Source organism: Brenneria nigrifluens DSM 30175 = ATCC 13028, assembly GCF_005484965.1.
Taxonomy (GTDB): Bacteria; Pseudomonadota; Gammaproteobacteria; order Enterobacterales; family Enterobacteriaceae; genus Brenneria; species Brenneria nigrifluens.
In genome coordinates this window covers 2,470,989-2,487,034 of record NZ_CP034036.1, presented here as the reverse complement: position 1 = coordinate 2,487,034, position 16,046 = coordinate 2,470,989, and the positions used below count along the sequence as shown (strand labels likewise).

The 16,046-nt window shown below is 52.5% G+C and carries 17 protein-coding genes and 1 riboswitch; of the genes, 5 read left to right on the top strand and 12 right to left on the bottom strand.

Annotated elements, in window-relative coordinates:
• Positions 1 to 22 precede the first annotated feature (22 nt).
• Entirely contained in the window at positions 23 to 565 is a 543-nt protein-coding gene (locus EH206_RS11675) for a YniB family protein (protein WP_009112968.1), read from the top strand.
• Positions 566 to 633: 68 nt separating this feature from the next.
• Here EH206_RS11675 and EH206_RS11670 read toward each other — a convergent pair whose 3' ends face one another.
• The 5 genes from EH206_RS11670 to EH206_RS11650 all read right to left on the bottom strand — a co-directional run bounded on the left by EH206_RS11670 (position 634) and on the right by EH206_RS11650 (position 5,492).
• Entirely contained in the window at positions 634 to 1,494 is an 861-nt protein-coding gene (locus tag EH206_RS11670; protein WP_009112967.1) for a fructosamine kinase family protein, read from the bottom strand.
• 485 nt (positions 1,495 to 1,979) lie between these two features.
• Complete coding sequence (locus tag EH206_RS11665; protein ID WP_009112966.1) at positions 1,980 to 2,831, bottom strand: metal ABC transporter permease; 852 nt, start codon at positions 2,829 to 2,831, stop codon at positions 1,980 to 1,982.
• On the bottom strand, positions 2,828 to 3,691 hold the full coding sequence (locus tag EH206_RS11660) for a metal ABC transporter permease (RefSeq protein WP_009112965.1): 864 nt from the start codon (positions 3,689 to 3,691) through the stop codon (positions 2,828 to 2,830). Before EH206_RS11660 ends, EH206_RS11665 begins: the two co-directional genes overlap by 4 nt.
• Complete coding sequence (locus EH206_RS11655; RefSeq protein WP_009112964.1) at positions 3,688 to 4,581, bottom strand: manganese/iron ABC transporter ATP-binding protein; 894 nt, start codon at positions 4,579 to 4,581, stop codon at positions 3,688 to 3,690. The genes EH206_RS11660 and EH206_RS11655 overlap by 4 nt, the downstream gene beginning before the upstream one ends.
• Positions 4,578 to 5,492, bottom strand: coding sequence for a metal ABC transporter substrate-binding protein (locus tag EH206_RS11650; protein WP_009112963.1), 915 nt, complete (start codon positions 5,490 to 5,492; stop codon positions 4,578 to 4,580). Before EH206_RS11650 ends, EH206_RS11655 begins: the two co-directional genes overlap by 4 nt.
• A gap of 857 nt (positions 5,493 to 6,349) precedes the next feature.
• On the opposite strand from EH206_RS11650, the gene EH206_RS11645 reads away from it, so the two are divergent.
• The 3 genes from EH206_RS11645 (at position 6,350) to rlmA (ending at position 7,648) form a co-directional block, all read left to right on the top strand.
• Entirely contained in the window at positions 6,350 to 6,466 is a 117-nt protein-coding gene (locus EH206_RS11645; protein WP_009112961.1) for a DUF2627 domain-containing protein, read from the top strand.
• Between the two features lie 39 nt (positions 6,467 to 6,505).
• On the top strand, positions 6,506 to 6,715 hold the full coding sequence (gene cspE / locus EH206_RS11640; RefSeq protein WP_002221949.1) for a transcription antiterminator/RNA stability regulator CspE: 210 nt from the start codon (positions 6,506 to 6,508) through the stop codon (positions 6,713 to 6,715).
• Between the two features lie 96 nt (positions 6,716 to 6,811).
• Positions 6,812 to 7,648: a 23S rRNA (guanine(745)-N(1))-methyltransferase gene (gene rlmA / locus EH206_RS11635; protein WP_009112960.1), complete on the top strand. Its 837-nt coding sequence runs from the start codon at positions 6,812 to 6,814 to the stop codon at positions 7,646 to 7,648.
• A gap of 44 nt (positions 7,649 to 7,692) precedes the next feature.
• Here the strand turns inward: rlmA and mntP are convergent, their stop codons facing one another.
• The 5 genes from mntP to manX form a co-directional block, all read right to left on the bottom strand.
• A complete protein-coding gene (mntP, locus tag EH206_RS11630; RefSeq protein ID WP_009112959.1) occupies positions 7,693 to 8,265 on the bottom strand; it encodes a manganese efflux pump MntP in 573 nt (190 codons plus the stop codon).
• 7 nt (positions 8,266 to 8,272) lie between these two features.
• A riboswitch (yybP-ykoY riboswitch) is annotated at positions 8,273 to 8,457 on the bottom strand.
• A 197-nt stretch (positions 8,458 to 8,654) separates the two neighbouring features.
• Positions 8,655 to 9,113 carry a DUF986 family protein gene (locus EH206_RS11625; RefSeq protein WP_009112958.1) on the bottom strand — a complete coding sequence of 153 codons (459 nt, stop codon included), beginning with the start codon at positions 9,111 to 9,113 and terminating at the stop codon, positions 8,655 to 8,657.
• A gap of 123 nt (positions 9,114 to 9,236) precedes the next feature.
• Positions 9,237 to 10,082: a PTS mannose transporter subunit IID gene (locus tag EH206_RS11620; protein ID WP_009112957.1), complete on the bottom strand. Its 846-nt coding sequence runs from the start codon at positions 10,080 to 10,082 to the stop codon at positions 9,237 to 9,239.
• A gap of 14 nt (positions 10,083 to 10,096) precedes the next feature.
• Positions 10,097 to 10,894, bottom strand: coding sequence for a PTS mannose/fructose/sorbose transporter subunit IIC (locus EH206_RS11615; protein WP_009112956.1), 798 nt, complete (start codon positions 10,892 to 10,894; stop codon positions 10,097 to 10,099).
• A 69-nt stretch (positions 10,895 to 10,963) separates the two neighbouring features.
• Complete coding sequence (manX, locus tag EH206_RS11610) at positions 10,964 to 11,932, bottom strand: PTS mannose transporter subunit IIAB (RefSeq protein ID WP_009112955.1); 969 nt, start codon at positions 11,930 to 11,932, stop codon at positions 10,964 to 10,966.
• 606 nt (positions 11,933 to 12,538) lie between these two features.
• On the opposite strand from manX, the gene EH206_RS11605 reads away from it, so the two are divergent.
• Entirely contained in the window at positions 12,539 to 14,089 is a 1,551-nt protein-coding gene (locus EH206_RS11605) for a TerC family protein (protein WP_009112954.1), read from the top strand.
• 90 nt (positions 14,090 to 14,179) lie between these two features.
• On the opposite strand, the gene EH206_RS11600 is transcribed toward EH206_RS11605, so the two are convergent.
• Both EH206_RS11600 and EH206_RS11595 read right to left on the bottom strand, forming a co-directional pair.
• Positions 14,180 to 14,527 carry a chorismate mutase gene (locus EH206_RS11600; protein WP_009112953.1) on the bottom strand — a complete coding sequence of 116 codons (348 nt, stop codon included), beginning with the start codon at positions 14,525 to 14,527 and terminating at the stop codon, positions 14,180 to 14,182.
• A gap of 110 nt (positions 14,528 to 14,637) precedes the next feature.
• Positions 14,638 to 16,002 carry an L-serine ammonia-lyase gene (locus EH206_RS11595; protein ID WP_009112952.1) on the bottom strand — a complete coding sequence of 455 codons (1,365 nt, stop codon included), beginning with the start codon at positions 16,000 to 16,002 and terminating at the stop codon, positions 14,638 to 14,640.
• Positions 16,003 to 16,046 lie beyond the last annotated feature (44 nt).

The window sequence follows — 16,046 nt, the reverse complement described above, 5'->3', positions numbered from 1 at the left end:
GCGTCGCTCAGAAGGGGAACTCATGACGTATCAACAGGCGGGCCGTGTCGCCGTGGTTAAACGTATTGCGGGATGGATCATTTTTATTCCGGCTTTGCTGTCCACTATTGTTTCACTGGCTAACTATCTTTATGCCTATACGCAGAAAAAGCAGGGTATTGATGCGGTGCTGCTGGATTTTTCGCATCTGATGATCGATATGGTGCGTTTTAATACGCCGTTCCTGAATATTTTCTGGTACAACTCGCCGGTTCCGGATTTTTCGCGTTTCTTTATCGCCCCCAGCCTGATGTTTTGGCTGATTTATATCCTGATTTTCGTCGGCCTGGCGCTACAGGTTTCCGGCGCCCGTATGTCCCGGCAGGTGAAGGCGATCCGTGAAGGTATTGAAGATCAGCTGATTCTGGAAAAAGTGAAGGGGCACGAAGGCAACACCCGGGAGAAACTGGAATCTCGTGTAGTCGTGCCGCGACACACCATTTTCCTGCAATTCTTTCCGCTCTATATTTTGCCGCTCATTATTGCCGGCATTGGGTATATGGTGCTGCGTTTATTAGGACTCTAAGTATACCGGCGCTTGCTTTGGGCGTTTCCCGTTATTGCGAGCCCGCGCCGGCGGGCTATTATTCGCCGTCAGAACGGCAGCTGTTGCTCTATCGCCTGCTGAGCTGCAACAATATGCTTACCGCCGAACAGATTGGCGCGGTTGAGCAGGTAATAAATCTGATAGATGGGTTGCCGTTCGATAAAGCCCTTATCCAACGGCCAGACGCTTTGGTAGCCGTCATAAATCTGTGGCGGCAGCGCCGGGTAGAGCGGCAGCATCGCCAGATCGCACTCCCTGTCTCCCCAATAGCATGCCGGATCAAACAGATAACAGCCATTAATGCTGTTGGCGCAATTATCCGGCCAGAGGTCGCCGTGCAGTAATGACGGCTGCGGCTGATAGCCGGCCAGCCGCTCTTCCGCGCGCGCAATCAGGGTCTCGACATCGCCAAAGTGCATGCCTTTCTCTGCGGCCAACTGCAACTGCCAGCCAATACGCTGCTCGGCAAAAAAAACCGACCAGCGCCGCTGCCAACAGTTGGGCTGCACGGCGGTGGAGAGGTCATTATCAAAGTCCAGACCGAACTGCGGCTGATCGCTCCATTGGTGCAAGTGCGCGAGCTGTTCGCCAAGACACCAGGCGCTGTGGGCATCCAGCGGTTTTACCGGCAGGTGTTGCAATAGCAGGAAACTGTGATCGCGGGAACTGCCCACGCCATAAACCTCGGGTACGTTTACCGTATGGCTGCGTGACAGTAAGATAAGCTGGTCGGCTTCCGCGGTGAATTTGGGCAGCATTTCACGCACATCGCATTTTACGAAAACCTCATGTTCGCCATAGCGAACATACCAGGCGGGGTGCATTTCGCCACCAGGCAATTCGCGGCGCTCCTCAATTTCGGCAGCGCCGAGATGTTCTTCCAAAAGCCGGCTGATAGCTTGCCACATAAGGTCACTCTCCCGTTGATATTGCCCTGTATACCCGTCATCTTTCAAGTCGCAGGTGCGTTGGCTGTATTACTCGGTCCTTCCGTGGGCCTCGCCCCTACGGGACCGCTGTGAACAGCGTTCAAATCTGCTCCAGGCAGATTTGTCGCTCACCCCAGTCACTTACTTGAGTAAGCTCCTGGGGATTAATGAGAGACATCCTGTCTCTCACCGGAGGCCAGCCGTTGGCTGGTCAAATTCGTTCCCGACGAATTTGTCGTTCAGTTGCCGCCTTCCTGCAACTCGGAATCTATTGGGTGTATACCATTACGGTAATTGATTGAACTGTATAAAAACTGAATCTGTCGCACAGCGATGATGATTGACGAACGTTGCGAAAAGGCATCAGGAGGAAAGTATAGCCGTTGTTGAAGATAAAACCTTGTAGCCGGGGATTACCCGGCGGAAAAGCGCCGCCGGGCAAGCGAACAGCCGCGTTAAACGGTTTACGTCGGCGTCTGGGGCGCGGGATGAAGATGAATTTTCAACTGGTGATAACCCAGCGTGACCGTAAAGAAGACCGCCTGGACAATGACAATACAGGGGCCGGTGGCGCCGTCGATATAAAAGCTGATCATTGTGCCGGCGATGCAGGAGACCACGGAAACCAGCGTCGCCACGATCAGCATACGGTCGAAGCTCTTGCATAACATAAAGGCGATGATGCCCGGCGCGATAAGCATGGCGATGACCAGAATAACGCCCACCGCCTGTAACGACGCGACAATCGTTAACGCCAGCAGGCAGAGCAGCCCGTAATGCAGCAGTTTAACCGGCAGACCGATAACGCGTGCGTGGTTGGGATCAAAACAGTAGAGCATGAAATCCCGTCGTTTCAGCAGAATGGCCGTCAGCGTGACGCCGGCGATCAACAGAATCTGGATCAGTTCCTGTAACGTGATGCCCAGCACGTTGCCGAACAGAATATGATTCAGGTGTTGATTGGTGTCGATACGGGCAAACAGCACTAATCCCAGCGCAAACATGCCGGAAAAAATGATCCCCATCACCGTATCTTCCTTGACCCGGCTGTGCTCTTTGACATACCCGGTGGCGACGGCGCAGAAGATACCGGAAACAAAAGCGCCGATAACCAGCGGGATGCCCAGCAGAAAGGCCACAACTATACCCGGCAAGACGGCGTGGGAAATCGCATCGCCCATCAGCGACCACCCCTTTAGCACCAGGTAGCACGACAGTACCGCACAGACGATTCCCGTCACCACGGCGGCGATAAGAGCGCGTTGCATAAACGGGTAGGATAGCGGCTCGGTTATCCAGCTCAGTATCAGACTCATAGCGAATCCCCCGTTTGGTCGCTCTGGCGCAGGCGGCGTGACGCCAATAAACCGTGTTTGGGCGCGAATAGAAACGCCAGCAGGAATACCAGCGTCTGCAACGTGACGATTACTCCGCCGGTGGCGCCGTCAAGGTAAAAGCTCAGATAGGCGCCGACGGCGCTGGTTGTCGCGCCAAGGGCGATGGAAATCAGCACCAGACGGCCGAATCGGTCGGTGAGCAGATAAGCCGTCGCGCCGGGCGTAATCACCATCGCGATAACCAAAATGGCGCCGACGGTTTGCAATGCCGCAACGGTGCAGGCGCTGAGCAGGGTAAAGAACAGAATTTTCAGCTTCAGCGGAGAAAGGCCGATAGAGCGGGCATGGTTTTCATCAAAAAACACCGCGAGCAGGTCTTTCCATAACAGACAAAGAATCATCAGGGTCACGCCGATAATAATCTCGACCTGGAGGACGTCTTCATCGGCGATACCCAGAATATTGCCAAAGATAATGGACTGTACGTTAATCGAGGTGGGGTTGAGCGAAATAATCAGCAGACCGACGGCGAAAAAGGTGGAAAAGATAAAACCGATAATCGCGTCTTCACGTAAGCGGGTAATGTGACGGATAAGAGTCATCGCCAGCGCCGCCAGCATACCGGTAAAAAAAGCGCCGGCGGCGTACGGCAGGCCTAATGCATAGGCGCCGGCGACGCCGGGCACAACCGAGTGCGATAACGCATCGCCCATCAACGACCAGCCCTTAAGCATAAGATAGGCCGACAGAAAGGCGCAGACGCCGCCTACGATGGCGCTGACCCAGATGGCTTTCACCATATAGTTATAGCTGAACGGCTGTAGCAGGAGATCGATCATCGCTGTTCTTTCTCCCCTGGAATGGCGCGCAAAGCGGGAGGGTCGTTCTTGGTTGAGCCATAGAACACCGCCGGGCGTTCGTCATCGGTCAGTACGGTTACCGTGCGGACGTCGTCGTCGTCGTGAAGGTTCGGCCCGCCAAGATTGATATGGCGTAACACGCCGCCAAAGGTTTTTTCCAGATTGCTCTGGGTAAAGGTGCTGTGCGTCGGTCCTGCCGCCAGCACGGTGCGATTCACCAAGATAACGTTATCGCAGAATTCCGGCACGCTGCCGAGGTTGTGCGTCGCCACCAGGATCAGGTGCCCCTCGTCGCGCAAGGTACGCAGTAGGTCGATAATCGCGTTTTCCGTTTTTACATCGACGCCGGTAAACGGCTCATCCAATAGCAGTACGCTGCCCTGCTGGGCCAGCGCACGGGCGAGAAAAACCCGTTTTTTCTGTCCGCCGGATAATTCGCCTATCTGACGCTGGTGTAATGCCGTGAGGCCGACACGCTCTAGTGATTCGGCAACGATGTCGCGATCCTGTTGCGTGGGGATACGCAGAAAATTCATTTTTCCGTAGCGTCCCATCATCACCACGTCGGAGACCAGCACCGGAAAGTTCCAGTCGATATCTTCGGTCTGCGGCACGTAGGCGACCAGATTCTGTTTCAGCGCCTGGACAATGGGCTTTTTATTAAGCAATACCTGTCCGGCAGTGGGCCTTACCAGGCCCATAATGCTCTTGAACAGCGTTGATTTTCCGCTGCCGTTGATGCCCACCAGCGCGCAGATGGTGCCGCCGCTCAAGGCGAAGGAGGCATGCCTTATCGCCTGGTGTCCGTTACTGTAGGTCACGGAGACGTCATTAACCTCTAACGACTGTGTTACTGTATCACTGCTCATTGATCAAATCCTTTGGCGATGGTCTCTACAGTAACTTTTAACAAATCAATGTAGGTAGGCACCGGGCCATTTTCGCTTGACAGCGAGTCGACATAGAGTACGCCGCCGTATTTGGCGCCGGTCTCTTTACTGACCTGTTTTGCCGGTTTGTCCGAGATGGTGCTTTCGCTGAACACCACCGGGATTTTTTCCTTGCGCACGGTATCGATCACCCGACGCACCTGTTGAGGAGAGCCTTGCTCATCAGCATTAATCGGCCATAAATAGACTTCTTTAAACTGATAGTCTTGCGCCAGATAGCTAAATGCGCCTTCGCTGGTCACCAGCCAGCGTTGCTGCGGCGGAATACGGGATAACCGTTCACGTAACGGCGAGTCGGTGGCCTTGATTTTTTCCGCATAGGCTTTGGCATTGCGGTTATAGGTTTCCGCATTCGCCGGGTCGTACTTTACCAATCCCGCCCGGATATTTTCAATATAGACCAATGCGTTGGAAGGCGACATCCACGCATGCGGATTGGGGTTGCCGTTATAGGCGCCTTCACGGATCGACAGCGGCGTAATCCCTTCCGTCACCACCACTGCCGGAACGTCCTTGACGTTGTCAAAAAAACGCTCGAACCAGCGTTCCAGATTCATGCCGTTCCACAGTATCAGTTGGGCCGACTGCGCTTTGACAATATCGAGCGGCGTGGGCTGGTAATCATGAATTTCCGCGCCCGGCTTGGTAATCGACTCTACCGTCGCGGCATCGCCGGCGATATTCTGCGCAATATCCTGGATGATGGTAAAGGTGGTGACCACCTTAAGCTTTTCCGCGGCGTTGGCGCTGGCGACGGACATAAATAGCAGGATGCCGGGTAACGCCATACTACGCAAAAAAGAGGGCAGGTGAGTCAGAAAACCGATCATAGGTATATCCTTACAGGTCATGAATGATTTATTTGAGAATAATTATCAATATCATTTAAGTCAAGAGACAGATGGGCGGTGATAACGTGTCGGAGGACTTGGCGGGTAACAAACTGCGCGCACATGAGCGAAAGACTCATAATGCTCCTTCAATAACAAAAGTAGTGACCTAATTTAATAAATCGTACGTAACCTTGCAACGCATGTCTAACGATAACGCTGCGTTATCCGCACTATTCAAGGGTAATTAACCGAGATTAGCAGACAAGCCGATCGGCGGACTAATAAAATGTCGGCATCTGCCGATAAAACAAAAGTATTAGCTTTAGTATAAGTTTTGTTTCTGGAAGGAATGTGTGGGTATGAGCAGCAAATCAGAAAGGCGTTGGAAGCTGGCTAGTGCTATTTTGCTTATTTTTTTGATTGTTTTACTTGTTGTTATGCTGAATGTTGATTAATTCAAAAAAAGTAACGTTGCGTATGCTTTGATTTATAAGTCAACCATCCAAAGGGAAAAAATGGGAATCGATAGCGGGTATTTATATAAGGCCTTGCAGTTTGCCGCTTTTGCTCTTTTCCCATTCCTTTCCGCTGTGGATTTCAGCGCACGGATGACGGCATTTTCTATGATTGCCGGTGACCCGGTGCGCCGCACACAGGCTACGGGCTGCGTCTCTTGGACATATATAAATAATTATAGTCTTATTAATAGAGCTAGTTAGCGTCATTGTTGCGTATTTATGAGTCGTCAGTGCCGTTAATCTGTGCGTCATGTCCATGACTGATAAAAAAGGGCTTGCCAACGATTGCAGAGTGTGTAATAACGCACTTGGGTAAAACGAGGTACAGTTCTGTATATGAATGGCATTTTCAGTAAAGAAGACTTGAGTACAAACGTTAGCGTTGAATACCACTTCTCTGCCGATCCTTATCTTAGTGCCTCAAGCAGTAACGACTTTGGTTTGTCTGTATAACGCCTCTGGCGGTTTAAACAATTAAAGGAAATATCTGAAATGGCAAAGATTAAAGGTCAGGTCAAGTGGTTCAATGAGTCGAAAGGTTTTGGTTTCATCACTCCGGCTGACGGTAGCAAAGATGTATTCGTACACTTCTCTGCAATTCAAGGCAACGGCTTTAAAACTCTGGCTGAAGGCCAGAACGTAGAGTTCGAAATTCAAGACGGTCAGAAAGGTCCGTCTGCAGTCAACGTCACTGCGATTTAATTACAGTTCACGTTGTAAAACCCGCCACGGTGCGGGTTTTTTGTTGTCTTATTTTTATCAATATAAAGAGTGCTTTTTAGCAGGGAAAACGTGCTGATGCCTTATCAATGCCCGCTATGTCGGCAACCATTACGCCGCATAGCGCAGCAATGGTCCTGTGGCCGCCACAGTTTCGACTGTGCGAAAGAAGGTTATGTGAACTTATTGCCGGTGCAATTTAAGCGTTCAAAGCAACCGGGCGACAGCGCGGAAATGATGCAGGCCCGCCGACGCTTTCTGGATGCGGGACATTATCAGCCATTGCGTGAATATGTCACACAACGCATTGATGAGATTTTACCGTTTGATGCGACCGCATTGTTGGATATCGGCTGTGGCGAGGGCTATTACACCGCCGCTTTGGCTGCCCGGGTCAAATCATGCCGGGCAATAACCGTCTATGGGCTGGATGTCTCGAAAGCGGCGATACAGCGTGCGGCAAAACGCTATCGCGAGGTCGATTATTGCGTCGCATCTAGCCAGCGACTGCCGTTTGACGACCACTCACTGGATGCCATCCTGAAGATTTATGCGCCATGCAATGACGCTGAATTGCAGCGTACGGTAAAAACGGGTGGTTGGGTCATAACCGTATCGCCGGGGCCGCGGCATCTTTATCAGTTAAAAGCGCAAGTCTATGACCGGGTACGGTTACACTCCGGCGGAGACGAAGAGCTGGCCGGTTTTCAGTTGATTGAACAGCAAACGCTGGCATATCCGATGCAATTGACAGGGCCGGAGGGCGCCGCACTACTACAGATGACGCCATTCGCCTGGCGGGCGGCATCGGAGGTCGGTAAAAAGCTGCGGGAAACGGAGCAATTTAGCTGCGAGACCGATTTTATTATCCGCCTGCACCAGCGTATTGACGACGGCGGCACGACCGATAGGTAACTTGAAACGAGCAGGGCGCAAGCCCGGCATCGACCGCGGGCGGATCAGGCTAAATGGCCAAGATGTTCATAGAGAATATTGCAGCCGATGCCGATAAGCACGATACCACCGACAATCTCCGCTTTTTTGCCGAGAAGCGGCCCGATATAGCGGCCGATCAGCATCCCTAACGTCACCATAATCATGGTGGCGCAGCCAATGGCCATGGCCGTGTGGAAAATATTGACCTGTAAAAACGCCAGTCCCACGCCAATGGTCATGGCATCAAGGCTGGTGGCGATGGCCGTACAAACCAGCAGCGCCAGACTGTGTTTTTTTATTTTATCGCAGCGGCAGGTTCTGCTGGTTTTGCAGCCTTCGATAATCATTCGCCCTCCCAGAATCACCAGCAGACCAAAGGCAACCCAGTGATCCCATTCAATAACGAACTGGCTGGCAAAAAAACCGAGGGACCAGCCAATCAATGGCGTGATGGCTTCCACAATACCAAAAATAAGGCCGGTACGGATGGCGTCCCGGAATCGGGGTTTATACAGTACGGCGCCTTTACCGATTGACGCCGCAAAAGCATCCATCGACATGCCAAAAGCAAGGATGAGCGTTGCTGATAGGTTCATTGTAAATAGCCTCGGCTGGGTGGTTCTCCATATCCACGGCGATCATCCCCAACCAGATGATGGTCGCCGTGTCTATGGTCTCGCCTGCCAACTGGCCGCCCGCACCACGTTTTAGTAGATAAAACGAGTATGTTGATACGAGCATTTCTGATCCTGACGTTCAGAAACCGGCTACTCCCCAATGACGGCGAAACCTTAACATATTATTTATGGATTAAACAACAATAAAAATGGCAGGGATTAATAATGCAATTGATAATTATTTTCATTTAAAAATCGCGTGATCGTTATCGCAAAAAATAACGTCATAGTTGATGGGGGTAAAATGCCACAAATAAGTTAATGGTATGTTTTATAATATTTTAAATTTAAAATTGAATTTTTATATATTATTGATTTTCAACCATAAAATTATATATTTTTTCCAAATCGTCAAGCTTCTCCACCTGTATTAGTAACCGGCGCCGTTCCAGATCGATGACCAAAACGCCATCCTCGGATAAATTCATATTTTTAATACGGTTATAAGGAATAAAGATATTGGCATAAAAGAAACCTGTCGGTTTAAACAGCAATTTGGGACGCCGAATATAGGCAAGATAGATCGCCATAAATGCCAGAAAAAGTAAAAGAGAAGAGGTAATTACCGCACCGTTATTCATGACATTCTGATAAATAAGGATTATCACCAGACCGATAAAAATAAGCGCGTCCAGACGGTTTACCCGTTTTAGCGCCACGCGCAATCGGGTTTTCCCTTGCCATATCTCCATGATGAATTCGTCATAGATAGCATAAATCAGCGCCAGCGCGATCAAAATAACCAGGGCGATATCCGTAACCGTCATGGGTAACTCCGTGTGTGAATGTTTGGGATGTGCTGTGTTAAACGAAAGTTCAGTTTCTGACTGAATTTTACCGCAGAACGGCGTACGCCCGCCGGAGGGGCAACCTCCGGCGGGGTAAGGTACTTACAGACCGAGCAAGCCGATCCAATAACCGAAAATGCCGATGGCAAAGAATCCCATGATAAGCCACAGGGCGTTAACCTTGCGCCTCAGCAGCCACATACAGCCGAAGGTGAGCAGCAGGGGAATCAGTCCCGGCATAAGCTGGTCGAGAATCGACTGGACGGTGGTGACGGTGGTTTCGCCCTCCTGGTTGGTTACCCTTGAAACCACCATGGGCACGTTGACGTGGGTCCATTTGTTGACCAGCGCCCCCATGACGAACAGACCGAGAATAGACGCCCCCTCAGTCATCTTTTGCAGGAAGCCGCCGCCCATATCGCTAACGATATCGACCCCTTTGCGATAGCCATAAGCCACGCCATAGTAGCGCACCAGCAGGCGCACCAGGTTGAACAGAACGAAAAAGAGCACCGGCCCCAGCAGGCTGCCGCTCATCGCAATTCCGGCGCCCAGCGCGGCGAAAACGGGACGCGCCGTGCCCCAGAATATGGGGTCGCCGACGCCCGCCAGCGGGCCCATCAACCCCACTTTCAGGCCGTTTATCGCCCCGTCGTCAATCGGAGCGCCATTGGCGCGTTGCTCTTCCATCGCCATTGTTACCCCCAGAATCGGGGCGGCGACAAACGGCTGAGTATTGAAAAACTCCAGATGGCGCTTAATCGCCTGTTTACGCTCTTCCGAGTTTTCCGGGTAGAGACGGCGGATCGCCGGCACCATGGAAAAGCAGAAGCCGAGCGCCTGCATACGTTCAAAGTTCCATGAACCCTGGAAAAGGTTGGAGCGAACAAACACCGCGCGAATATCGCTGGCGGTGAGTTTTTTTACGTCAGTAGTTGTATCAACCATTTCTCTCACTCCTATTAATCCAGTTCGTTATCGAGATCGTTGTTACCCGCGGCCACCGCTTGACCCTGCGACTTGTTGTATTTCGGGCTGAGCTGGATGTACAGCACGGCCATAACAATACCGATGACCCCCAGCGCCACCAGGTTGAAATCGGTAAATGCGGCGGTAACGAAACCAAGATAGAAGAAAGGCATCAGGTAGCCCGCGCGCATCATGTTGATGACCATCGCATAACCCACGACGACAATCATGCCCCCGGCGATATTCAGGCCGTTGGTGACTACGTCGGGAATCGAATTCAACATGGCGTGAACGGCATCGGTGCCTACTGAGATCGCCACGATAACGGCGGGAATGGCGATACGCATCGCCTGAAGAAACAGCGCGGATACGTGAAGCCAACTGATAGCGCTCAAGCTGCCGCGTTCCGCCGCGCTATCGGCGGCATGCTGGAAAGCAACGGTAATGGTGCGCACGATAATCGTCAGCACCTGACCGGCCGCGGCCAGCGGGATCGCCAGCGCAATCCCCGCGCCTACGCTTTGTCCGCCGGCGATGACCAGGATCGTCGAGATAATGGAAGCCAGTGCCGCATCGGGCGCCACCGCCGCGCCAATGTTCATCCATCCGAGCGCGATCATTTCCAGCGTACCGCCGATAATGATCCCGGTTTGTAAATCGCCTAATACGGCGCCGATAAGCGTACAGGCGACGAGAGGGCGGTGGAATTGAAACTCGTCAAGAATCGACCCCATCCCCGAAACACAAGCCACGAGAAATATCAGCACAATTTGAAGGGTGGTAATCTCCATTGTACTTCTCCTATAGAAAACGTTATCCGAGTAAAATAAATCGTTACACAGCGGAATTTATTGAATGTGTTAACGAACCATCTTATTGATTAGATCCATCATTTTGAGTTTGGAATCACTGGAGACTTTTCTAACTTCCAATTCAATGCCGCGTTTATCCAGTTCTTTAAACGCCGCGATATCTTTTTCATCAATGGAGACCGCATTATTGACCTGCGTTTTCCCTTGACGAAACGCCATGCCCCCAATGTTGACGGAGGTTATTTTTACGCCATTTTCAACCAGGGTTAATACGTCGCTCGGGTTGGTAAATAACAGCATCACGCGATCGGCGGCATATTTCGGGTTGTCATAAACGCGAATGGCCTTCGCCACATCCACCACATGAGCGGTAACTCCCGGCGGCGCGACCTGCGTCAGCAGCGTTTTACGCACGTTGTCGGCGGCGACTTCATTGCTGACGACGATAATGCGGTTGACGTTGGTCTCTTTTGTCCAGCGTGTCGCTACCTGACCGTGAATTAAACGGTCGTCAATACGCGCCAACCCTATCTTCATATGCCCGCCGGTTCCGCTAACCGGCGCGGGGGCTTTGGGTGCGGATGAAACCGGAGCGGGGGAGGCCTCCGCTTTCTGTTGCTCCTGGGTTTTCAGGGCTTTTACCCCGTCCCTTCCCGCCTCAAGCGCGGTTGTCACCAAATCGGCGAATGCCGGGTTGTCATCGCGGGCCATAAACGTTTCCACCAGCATGGGAATGTTTACCCCGGTGATAACTTCATGATTCTCCTTGTCGGTAACCACACGGCTGGCGGCATTAAACGGACTGCCCCCCCAGGTATCGACCAAAAACAATACGCCGGACGAAGTATCCAACTGAGATAACTTCTCCTGATATTTTTCTATCAGCGTTTCAGCGTTTTCACCGGGGATGAAATCGATCACGGCTACGTTATCCTGATCGCCAAGAATCATTTCAGCTGTCTTTAACAGCGGCCCTGCGGTGGCTCCGTGAGTGCATAGTATTATTGCAATACCCACTTACTACCTCCTCACTATTCACGATCAAATCGAGTGTGTAATGTGTCGGGATATAGGGTTAACGTACGCCGGGCGAACGTTAATCATTGCCATATCAGTATGGTCGTCAGAGGCTGACTTGGTTATTCAATAGGTAAAAATTTTACAGTTAATTCACTACATTCCATGATTCGGTTCAAACCTGTCAAACCTAAAACAACCGCTTGACGGATTTATTTTACTCACCGAAAAAATAAATAGTGTGATGTTGCTCCACCTTTGACTGGCGATACCTTTGACCTGCTAAAAAAATGTGCGGTAAATAACAGATGTATTACCTGCTTTCCCCGCATGGCGCGGCGTAAGAAAGTCTTTGTGAAAAACCGGGGCAACCTGTTAAAGTTATATCCTGTTAAATTATTTAGGAGCACCGGGCATTCGCCCTTCCCATGGACTGTCACCGACAAAACGTTCTCTGTGTACCCGCTAACGCTGGTGGTTTTCTGTACTCGGTTGGTCATCCCTGCCACCCTCAGAGTCATTCTGATTCATACCCTCGCTTTTTATTATCCGTCAATGCCAACGCGGTATTGATGTCATCTGCTGGTTCATTTTTCGGAGTCTGACATGGAATTTTTGCTGGATCCCTCAATCTGGGCGGGCTTATTGACGCTGGTGGTACTTGAAATTGTTCTGGGTATCGACAACTTGGTATTTATCGCCATTCTGGCGGATAAATTGCCCCCCAGACAGCGAGATAAAGCCCGCATTATCGGTTTATCGCTGGCCCTGCTGATGCGTTTGGGGCTGTTGTCGCTGATTTCCTGGATGGTTACGCTGACGCGACCGCTGTTTCACGTCGGCGATTTCAGCTTCTCCGGACGCGATCTTATTTTGCTGTTCGGGGGGCTGTTCTTACTGTTTAAAGCCACCATGGAGCTGCATGAACGGCTGGAGAATAAATCGCATGATGAGCATGGCAACCGCGCGCACGCCAGCTTTTGGGTCGTTGTCGCCCAGATAGTGGTTCTGGATGCGGTATTTTCGCTGGATGCGGTGATTACCGCGGTGGGTATGGTTAACCACCTGGGCGTTATGATGACCGCGGTGATTATCGCCATGGGAGTGATGCTGCTGGCATCCAAGCCGTTGACCAATTTTGTCAACGCCCACCCGACGGTGGTGGTGCTGTGCCTCAGCTTCCTGTTGATGATTGGTTTAAGTCTGGTTGCGGAAGGTTTCGGCTTCCATATTCCCAAAGGTTATCTGTATGCGGCGATTGGCTTCTCGATCCTGATCGAACTGTTCAACCAGATTGCCCGACATAACTTTATGAAGCATCAGTCTCGGCGCCCTCTGCGTGAGCGCACCGCCGAGGCGATTTTACGGCTGATGGGGGCCAGAAAGGCCGCCGCCGACGAGGACGATCAGCCGCGGAAAATCACTGCTGAAACCTTTGCCGAAGAAGAGCGCTATATGATTAGCGGGGTACTGACGTTGGCGTCGCGTTCCCTACGCAGCGTGATGACCCCGCGCACGGAAATTTCCTGGGTAGACAGCGAGCGCTCCGTGGAGGAGATCCGTTTGCAGTTGCTGGATACGCCCCACAGCCTGTTTCCGGTATGCCGCGGCTCGCTGGACGAGCTAATCGGCGTGGTGCGGGCCAAAGATCTGCTGGTGGCGCTGGAAGAGCATGCCGATGTGGAAAGTTTCGCGGCGGCCAATCAGCCGATTGTGGTGCCGGAAACGCTGGACGTGATCAATTTGCTGCCGGTACTGCGCCGGGCCAAAGGCAGTCTGGTGATGGTAAGTAACGAGTTTGGCGTGGTGCAGGGGCTGGTTACGCCGCTGGACGTGCTGGAAGCGATTGCCGGCGAGTTCCCGGACGAAGACGAAACGCTGGATATTGTGGCCGACGGCGACGGCTGGCTGGTTAAAGGCGGTACGGATTTGCACTCTTTGCAGCAGGTGGTCGACAGCAGCGATCTGGTCAGTCCGAAAGAGGATTATGCTTCGCTGGCGGGCATGCTGCTGGCATACAGCGATGAGTTTCCCAACGTGGGCGATGTGATTGAGCTGCACCAGTTGCGCTTCCAAATCATGGAGGTGTCGGAATACCGTATTGAACTGGTGCGGGTCGAAAAAATCACCGAACCGAGGGAAGAGGAAAACGAGTAGTTTTTGCAAACGAATAGCGGCGATCTCCCGCCGGCGGAGCATCGCTGGTGCGGATATTGCTAGGGCTTGCCCAATTAGGGGCAAGCCGTTTTATCTTATGCCGGGTTGTGCTGGTTTGGGGTAAATCGCGTTTTGCGACCGCGACCAGTGCGCCATCTCTTCCGCAATAAACCATGTCACCGGATCGCGGTACATCTTTTCTATCACATCAGCGCTCAACCCCTTGCTTTCCGCCCCGGCCCTGCGTTGGGCAAGCATATTTTCAAAACGGACCCTGGCCTGGATCTCATCAGGGTTTTTCTTGAATTTCGAGGCGGACTTAACATATTCGAAACGCTGTGCGAGCAGGGCGATCACTTGCCGGTCTATCGCATCGATTTCCGCTCTTATTTCACTCATGTCACAACAGTTTTCTGGCGCGTTCGTCTGTTTGTACATTACTATTTCCTTTTTAATTCAACGAACGGCGCGGTCAGTAGACGATTACCAACAACAAAATCGCCTGACTACACGCTCGAACAGGTATTAACTTTTTTACGAAAAGGGCGCTAGTCGCACTGCACCTTGATCGCCAGTCCGCCGCGCGAGGTTTCGCGGTATTTGGCGTTCATATCCTTGCCGGTTTCGTACATGGTCTCAATAACCTTATCCAGGGATACGCGCGGTTCGCTGGTGCGGCGCATCGCCATCCGCGCGGCGTTGATGGCTTTCACCGCGGCGATGGCGTTGCGTTCGATGCACGGCACCTGAACCTGGCCGGCGACCGGATCGCAGGTCAGCCCAAGATTGTGCTCCATGCCGATTTCCGCCGCCACGCAGACCTGCTCCGGGCTGGCGCCCATCAGTTCCGCCAGCCCGGCCGCCGCCATTGAGCAAGCGACGCCGACTTCTCCCTGACAGCCCACTTCGGCGCCGGAGATGGAGGCGTTCATTTTATACAGTATACCCACCGCGCCCGCGGCGAGAAAATAGCGTATATAGATGTCGGGGCCGACCGGTTCGATAAAGTGGTCGTAATAGGCGAGGACCGCGGGGACAATGCCGCAGGCGCCGTTGGTCGGCGCGGTAACCACGCGTCCGCCGGCGGCGTTTTCCTCGTTGACCGCCAGGGCGAACATATTGATCCAATCGACGACGTTCATCGGGTCGTTGGAGAGTTTGTCGGAGGCCACCAGCATGCGGCGCAGCGCCGAAGCGCGGCGGGGAACGCGCAGCGGGCCGGGCAGTATCCCTTCGGTGTTCACGCCGCGGTCGATACAGGCGCGCATGGTCTGCCAGATATGCGAGAAATACTCTTCTATGTCCTGACGGCTGTGCAATGCCAGTTCGTTGCGCATCACCATGGCGGACAGCGAAAGGCCGTTTTGCTTACAGTGCGCCAGCATCTCGTGCGCTGAATTAAAGGCATACGGCACGGAGACTTCGGTTAATACGCTTTTACCAAAGTTCTCTTCGTCAACGATAAACCCGCCGCCGATGGAGTAATAGGTCTTACGGAAAACGGCCTCGCTCCCGGTAAACGCGGCGATCGTCATACCGTTTTCGTGCAACGGCAGGTTTTCGCTGCGGAAAACCATGCCGCTTTCACGGGGGAAATCGACCTCATGCCGGCCGTCCGCCAGCAACAGGCGTTCCCGGCTTCCCACCTCGCGGATAAACCCCGGAATGGCGTCAATGTCGACGGTGTCCGGCATCTTGCCCGCCAGTCCCATAACGATGGCGATATCGGTATGGTGTCCTTTTCCGGTCAACGACAGCGAGCCGTAAACGTCAACGGCAATACGCGTCACGCAGGACAGTAAGCTACGGCTTATCAATTCATCGACAAATAGCTTACCGGCTTTCATCGGTCCTACCGTATGAGAGCTTGAGGGGCCAATGCCGATTTTAAACATGTCGAAAACGCTTATCACGCCCAAACTCCTTACCCGCGCCCTTGATAGCCGAAGAATAGGAT

Excerpts from the sequence above, each read along its gene's own strand:
- rlmA (WP_009112960.1), top strand. The coding sequence starts at position 6,812 with ATGCCTTATCAATGCCCGCTATGTCGGCAACCATTACGCCGCATAGCG.
- EH206_RS11660 (WP_009112965.1), bottom strand. The coding sequence starts at position 3,691 with ATGATCGATCTCCTGCTACAGCCGTTCAGCTATAACTATATGGTGAAA.
- EH206_RS11650 (WP_009112963.1), bottom strand. The coding sequence starts at position 5,492 with ATGATCGGTTTTCTGACTCACCTGCCCTCTTTTTTGCGTAGTATGGCG.
- mntP (WP_009112959.1), bottom strand. The coding sequence starts at position 8,265 with ATGAACCTATCAGCAACGCTCATCCTTGCTTTTGGCATGTCGATGGAT.
- EH206_RS11605 (WP_009112954.1), top strand. The coding sequence starts at position 12,539 with ATGGAATTTTTGCTGGATCCCTCAATCTGGGCGGGCTTATTGACGCTG.
- EH206_RS11620 (WP_009112957.1), bottom strand. The coding sequence starts at position 10,082 with ATGGTTGATACAACTACTGACGTAAAAAAACTCACCGCCAGCGATATT.
- EH206_RS11665 (WP_009112966.1), bottom strand. The coding sequence starts at position 2,831 with ATGAGTCTGATACTGAGCTGGATAACCGAGCCGCTATCCTACCCGTTT.
- EH206_RS11675 (WP_009112968.1), top strand. The coding sequence starts at position 23 with ATGACGTATCAACAGGCGGGCCGTGTCGCCGTGGTTAAACGTATTGCG.
- EH206_RS11645 (WP_009112961.1), top strand. The coding sequence starts at position 6,350 with ATGAATGGCATTTTCAGTAAAGAAGACTTGAGTACAAACGTTAGCGTT.
- EH206_RS11600 (WP_009112953.1), bottom strand. The coding sequence starts at position 14,527 with ATGTACAAACAGACGAACGCGCCAGAAAACTGTTGTGACATGAGTGAA.
- cspE (WP_002221949.1), top strand. The coding sequence starts at position 6,506 with ATGGCAAAGATTAAAGGTCAGGTCAAGTGGTTCAATGAGTCGAAAGGT.
- EH206_RS11615 (WP_009112956.1), bottom strand. The coding sequence starts at position 10,894 with ATGGAGATTACCACCCTTCAAATTGTGCTGATATTTCTCGTGGCTTGT.
- EH206_RS11670 (WP_009112967.1), bottom strand. The coding sequence starts at position 1,494 with ATGTGGCAAGCTATCAGCCGGCTTTTGGAAGAACATCTCGGCGCTGCC.
- EH206_RS11655 (WP_009112964.1), bottom strand. The coding sequence starts at position 4,581 with ATGAGCAGTGATACAGTAACACAGTCGTTAGAGGTTAATGACGTCTCC.
- EH206_RS11625 (WP_009112958.1), bottom strand. The coding sequence starts at position 9,113 with ATGACGGTTACGGATATCGCCCTGGTTATTTTGATCGCGCTGGCGCTG.